Origin of the sequence: Actinocrinis sp. (genome assembly GCF_035946395.1) — a bacterium.
Classification (GTDB): domain Bacteria; phylum Actinomycetota; class Actinomycetes; order Streptomycetales; family Catenulisporaceae; genus Actinocrinis.
The window spans coordinates 1-5,997 of the sequence record NZ_DASYZI010000407.1 but is presented as its reverse complement, the minus strand read 5'-3'; the positions used below and the strand labels follow the sequence as shown (position 1 = coordinate 5,997).

Below are 5,997 nucleotides of genomic sequence, written 5' to 3'. Positions count from 1 at the left end.
AGCCCGACCTGCGCCACTGCCAGGTGCTGCGCCCTGGTGAAGAAGATGAGGCCGAACGGCATCCACAGGCCACTGCCCAGCGCATCGATCGCGACACCGATCAGATAAAGCCGGGTGCCACGCGGCCGACGGGCCGGTTCTTCGACGGCGTTCTGCCGCCCTGCGCTCTGCGTCCGCATGACGCTACTGGTCCGCTCCTGTGTGGGTCGTGAACGGCCGGTGGCCAAGCCGGAAGCCGTCACCTGCGCCGGATGACAGCCCTAACTGATCCCCCGTCAGCTCATGACCCTACTGGCGATCTCGGTCTCGACGGGTTGTTTTCGACAGCACGTATGCCATGAACTGCTGGCTTCGCGGGCCGCACCGGCCGACGCCGGGAAGTCGGCCAGTCGGGGGTTACCGCTCGGGAGCTGCCGCTCGGGAGGTTTTAAGCTCCGGCGGGGCCAGGTAGCCGCCCCGCCATGACCGAAAAGATCATCCCAGTACCAGGCGACGTACGGCCGCCCCCGCCCCGGCCACCCGACCCTGCGTTCCCGCCTGAACCGGATCCGGTGCCGCCGTTCCCGATTCCCGATCCGATCCCCGATCCGGTCCCCGCACCACCGCCCGGCCCCGCGCCACCGCCCGGCCCGGATCCGGCGCCGGGGCCCTTGCCCTCGTGAGCGCGTCGGGCCAGGCTGCACCCGTGGAAAAGAAATGGTGGACACTCCTGGCGGTCTGCATCGGAACGTTCATGCTCCTGCTGGACGTCACGATCGTGGTCGTCGCGCTGCCCGACATCCAGCGCGACCTGCACGCGACCTTCAGCGACGTGCAGTGGGTGGTCGACGCGTACGCGCTGGCGCTGGCCTCGTTCCTGCTGACCTCGGGCGTGCTGGCGGACCGTTACGGCAGGCGGCGGCTCTTCCTGATCGGCCTGGTCGTCTTCACGCTCGGCTCACTGCTGTGCGGGGTGGCGCAGACGCCGCTGATGCTCACGGCGTCCCGGGCAGGTCAGGGGCTCGGCGGCGCGATCATGTTCGCCAACTCGCTGGCGCTGCTCGGGCACAGCTTCCGCGGCCGTGACCGCGGCATCGCCTTCGGGATCTGGGGCGCGATCACCGGCGTGGCCGTCTCCCTCGGCCCGATCCTCGGCGGCCTGATCACCACCGGGATCAGCTGGCGGGGCATCTTCCTGGTCAACGTGCCCATCGGCGTGGCCGCCGTCGCGGTGACCCGGTGGCGGGTGGACGAGTCGCGCGCCGACCATCCGGGAAAGCCGGACCCGGCCGGCTTCATCCTGCTGACCGCAGGCCTGGTCGGCCTGGTCTACGGCCTGATCAGGGCCGGAGAGAGCAGCTGGGGCGACACCGGCGCAATACTCTCCCTCGTGGTGGGCGGCGCGATGCTGGTCGCCTTCGTCGTGGTTGAGCTCACCGTCGCCGACCCGATGTTCGACCTCACCCTGTTCCGCAAGCCCACCTTCGTCGGCGGCCTGGCCGCGGCCTTCGCGATGAACGGCTCCCTGTTCGCGATGCTGCTGTACCTGGTCCTGTACCTACAGAACGTGCTGGGCTACTCGGCCCTGGCCACCGGCACGCGGCTGCTGGTCTCCAGCGGCGCGATGCTGCTGGCCGCCACGATCGCCGGGCGACTGAGCGAACACGTGCCGGTGCGCTGGCTGATCGGGCCGGGGCTGCTGGCCGTGGGCGTCGGCCTGCTGCTGATGACGAACCTCGACGCGGGCAGCTCGTGGACGCATCTGATCCCCGGCTTCATCGTCTCCGGCCTCGGCGCGGGCTTCGTCAACCCGCCACTGGCCTCCACGGCGATCGGCGTAGTCGAGCCCGCGCGCGCCGGCATGGCCTCCGGGATCAACTCGACCCTGCGCCAAGTCGGGCTCGCCACCAGCATCGCCGCCCTCGGCTCGATCTTCACCACCGAGCTGCACAACCGGCTGACCAACGCACTCGCCGCGACCCCGCAGTTCGCCGGACGTGCCGACCAGATCACCGGCGCGCTGCGGGCGGGCCAGACCGGCGCGGTCTTCGACTCCGTGCCGCCGAGCGCCCGCGCGTCGCTGCAAACGGCGATCGGGTCCAGCTTCACCGGGGCGCTGAACACCCTGCTCATCGTGGCGGCTTGCCTCGCGCTCGCCGGCGGCGTCCTGTCCACGCTGCTCATTCGGAGCAAGGACTTCGTCGCCCGCGGGCCGGAGCCGGCGCGGATGGAGGACGCGGTCAGGAGCTGAGGAGCCGAGCATGCTCTTGCGGACGACACTCAACGGTCGGAGTGCGTACGTTGCGACGATGTCTCGCAGCGACGCGGATGTTGGTCACGTCACAGCGCCATGTCGAGGTTGAAGAGGCTCAGTGATCAGTGCGCGTATCTGACACGCCCGCGAGGAAACGTGCTCTGTCGACGATCGCTCGCTCTATCTCACCCGCCGCGACTATCTGCTCGTCGTCGTCGATTGCCAGAACACTGAAGATCAGTCGGCGACCGTCGGCATTCTGCGTAAGCATCGCGGTGATCTCGATGCCACCGCCCACAGCGGTCGCGCGGCGGTGTTCGACGCGTACCGCGGTGCCGACTGTCGTCCGGCCCGCTTCGAGCAGCGGCTTCGCGACTCGTACAGTCGCCGCCTCCATCCACGCGATCAGGCGTGGCGTTGCCAATACAGGCACGTCGCCGCTTCCCAGCGCGGTCGCTGTATCGGCATCGGTCACCGTATGACGCAACCAGTCTCCTCATGGTCGTGGTCGCTCGATCTGCGGGAGTTTCCCAGGCCGCCCGCGCGGCGTGCGAACGCACAGGATAACGTCGGCTCGTGAACGAGAACGAGGTGCCGGACGCCGCTCCCGGTAGTGAGCAGCCAGACCAGGCAGACCAGTTCGTCGCCGAACTGATCCTTGGGCTCGAACGGGCCGCCGACGGCGAGTCCGACCCGGAGATCAAGTCGCGGCTGCGCGGCGCGGCGGCGATCCTCGACACGATCGGGCGGCACGTCACCACGGAGATCGCCGCCAAGATCATCGTTCGAGCGATGGACCTGTAGACGCGCCTGCGGCGAGTCATCCCCGGGGCGCTCAGTCTTGCCGGCATCGGAGAGTTTGGTGGTCCATGGTCTGGATGAGGGTGGCGGGGTCGGGTATGCCGTCGGTGGTGTCGTCGTAGCCGGTGGGGAACGTTTTGCCGGCGCCGTCGATGCCGCTGATGGTGATCAGTTGTTGCATGGGGTCTCCGTTGACGTCGAAGCTGATCATCCCGGTGGCGCCGTGCATGGCTCGTTGCCCGCAGGTGGTGCGGATCTGGCGGCTGATGTTCTCGCGCATGATCTGACCGCCGATGGTGATGCCGGCGCCGGAGGTGGTGGTGTTGACGGCTGCGGCGCTCTGGCCGAGTAGCCAGGCGGCGTTGAAGGCCGTGTACAGGTGGCCGGTGGCGGTGTTGGGCCCCAGGACACGGGGGTAGCTGTGGGCGAACGGGTCGAAGTAGTAGGGGGCACCGGACTGCGGCGGTGTGGGGAAGCCGAAGTCGGCGAAGTAGATCTTCCGGTTGTCGGTGTCGCCGATGGTGGCGGGTGCGGGGTTGGCGACGAGGTTGGACAGGTCGTCGCTGCCGATCACGGGAACGGTGGGCGGGTAGCCCCAGTGGTCGAGTGCCAGGAGGACGTATTGCAGGTCCCGGGCACGTCCGCTGAAGACGATGGCGTCGTAGCTGTGTGCTGCGAATGCGCCGCAGGCGCCGGGAGCGGTCTGTAGCTGGGTGCTGACGTCGTCGGTGGTTTTGTCGGCGTCGTAGGTGGTGGTGGGGATCGCGCGGCCCTGGGTGTCATTCCAGTGCGCACGTAGGTCGGCGGTCCAGTTGGTGGTGAAGGTGTCGGTGCCGGTGACCGAGCCGATCAGGCAGGGGTTGTGGGCGTGTAGGTCGTCGGTGAGGAAGGCGACGATGCGTGCGGTCTCCCGGTTGTTGGTGGCTGCCAGGCGCACCAGGTCGTCGAAGGGCCTGCCCTGGTTGTCCGGGGCGATGGTGATGGCGTCGGCGGAGGCGGCGGAAACCACGATCGGTATGTGGTGTGCGCTGAGGATCTGCTCGGCGTCCAGGGTGTCCTTGCGGCTTTGGTAGAGCCCGAGCACCGCGGCGAACTGCGGGTCGTGGTCGGCCAGATCGCTTTCGCGTTGCGCCAGTTCGCCGGCGTACTGGTAGGAGTCGCCGGCGTTGGCGATCAGGATGCGTAGTTTGGGTTCGTGGCCTTCGGTGTTGTTGTACTGGCACTGGGCCATCAGCGCCCCGCGTAGCTCGGTGTAGGCGGCGGTGACGTTCTCCGAGGTGCGCGTGGCGCCGTCCGGGGGGATGCCGGTGCCCGAATCGGGGTAACAGCCGGGCCCGCCGCGCTGGAGGGCCGGTGCGGGGTCCGCGGCGCAGCCGGTGCCCGAGTCGGTGAGCGTGACGTTCAGCGCGATGTCAATGTGCGGGCTTCTCATGGTGAGGTCGTTCTGCTGGTACAGGGCGGCCAGCAGGCTCAGGACGATCGGGTTTTTCGAGCCGAAGGCGAAGCGCCCGTCGGTGACCCCGATGCACTGCCCGTCGATCTCGCCCGGGGTGTTGCGAGTTTGCCGGGACCACTCCGTCAGGTCCACGGAGGCGGGCGGCGCGGCACCGACGGAGCGGGCCAGCAGCGTTCCCCCGATGGCCACGGCGGCGGCCACGAGCAGCATCGCCATGGCGAGCACAAGGAAGCGGCGTGGCTTGTGGCGCCGGACCGGATCGGGCGCGACGACGGGCACCGGCGCGGCTGGTTCGCTGATCGGGGCGGGCAGGTTCTGGGGAGTCGCCTCGATGCGTGCCCAGGCCTTCTTCCAGCCCTCGCGCTGCTGTGCGCTGTATCCAAGGGCCAGCAGCAACTGCGGCAGGGTGCCCAGACCCTGGCTATCGACCCAGATCCTCGGCATGACGCCCTTGGTGACCAGGTCCTGGAAGGTGTTCTCCTTGCGGGGTGCAAAGCGCTCCGCCCTGGTGGCGTGTGCATCCTCAAGCCGCTTGACCACTGCACGGTAGGTAAGACCGCTCTCCCGGAAGCACTGACGTACCGCGGCCATGTACGCCTCGCGCGTCGTCAACGCGTCCAAGCCTGGCATGGCCGGGCCGCCGACCTGCTCACCGCCGCCCGTCACCATTGCGGCTCTGTGACGGTGATCGACCGATCGGCCGGCGTGCGGTTCGTGCACTTTGTCGCGTGGCGGGCGCCACGCAGCGCACCAGGTCTCTGATGTGGAGAGGGCATGAGGTACCTGCCTAAGTTGCCGGCCCGTGATGTCGTTATTGCGAGATACTGCCCACCGGGATGGTAGCCAGTCCACTGATTCCGGTCCCGTCCGGTGCACCGGACCGGACCGGTGCGCGCCGGAAAGCGCCGGTTCGCTTGCCTGAGGCCCGCCCCGCCCCTGTACTGGAACCAAGGTGATCGCAAATCACCCGGGTCCTTTCCGTCCGATGGGGGCACCACACCGGTGACTCGGACAGGACCCGCCGGGGGGCGCGGCAGGCCTTGGCAGTGGTGCAAACCCACCACTGCCGGGGTCTGTACCGCACGACTTCTCTTCGAGCGATGCGCGGGTCGTAGAAGAACAGTCCCCCACGCCGTCACGGGGCCTCCAACGGTCGCGGCAACCGAATTTCCACGCTCGAATCGCTCGCCTCAGCGCCCTGCCGCGACTTGACACGGGGTCAGGGAACGACTCTCTGGAAGGAACGGATACACGTGAAGTTCAAGCGCACGTCGGCCGCCATCGCGCTCGCCGCGTCGGTCGCCACCGTCGTCGTCGCCGCCGGACCGGCCTCCGCCGCCGAATCCTGCCCGGCAGGCCAGGTCTGCCTGTACTACAACTCCAACGAGCTCGGCTCGTACGAGCACTGGTCGACGCCCGGCGAATACGATCTGGAGTACTACACGTTCAGCAACTGGGGCAACGGCTCCGGTTACGGCCAGACCGTGTACAACAACGCGGCCTCCGT

The 5,997-nt window shown here is 68.5% G+C and carries 4 protein-coding genes and 1 pseudogene; 3 read left to right on the top strand and 2 right to left on the bottom strand.

Annotation, left to right across the window (positions count from 1 at the left end; all coding sequences use genetic code 11):
• The first annotated feature begins 685 nt into the window (after positions 1–685).
• Positions 686–2,230, top strand: coding sequence for an MFS transporter (locus tag VGS97_RS25475; RefSeq protein WP_326856189.1), 1,545 nt, complete (start codon positions 686–688; stop codon positions 2,228–2,230).
• Positions 2,231–2,348: 118 nt separating this feature from the next.
• On the opposite strand, the gene VGS97_RS25470 is transcribed toward VGS97_RS25475, so the two are convergent.
• On the bottom strand, positions 2,349–2,720 hold the full coding sequence (locus VGS97_RS25470) for a thioesterase family protein (protein ID WP_326856188.1): 372 nt from the start codon (positions 2,718–2,720) through the stop codon (positions 2,349–2,351).
• Positions 2,721–2,809: 89 nt separating this feature from the next.
• On the opposite strand from VGS97_RS25470, the gene VGS97_RS25465 reads away from it, so the two are divergent.
• Complete coding sequence (locus tag VGS97_RS25465) at positions 2,810–3,037, top strand: hypothetical protein (protein ID WP_326856187.1); 228 nt, start codon at positions 2,810–2,812, stop codon at positions 3,035–3,037.
• A gap of 31 nt (positions 3,038–3,068) precedes the next feature.
• Here the strand turns inward: VGS97_RS25465 and VGS97_RS25460 are convergent, their stop codons facing one another.
• Complete coding sequence (locus VGS97_RS25460) at positions 3,069–5,159, bottom strand: ABC transporter substrate-binding protein (protein ID WP_326856186.1); 2,091 nt, start codon at positions 5,157–5,159, stop codon at positions 3,069–3,071.
• A 584-nt stretch (positions 5,160–5,743) separates the two neighbouring features.
• On the opposite strand from VGS97_RS25460, the pseudogene VGS97_RS25455 reads away from it, so the two are divergent.
• Positions 5,744–5,997 (top strand): annotated as a pseudogene (locus VGS97_RS25455) (cell surface protein); the annotation flags it as partial.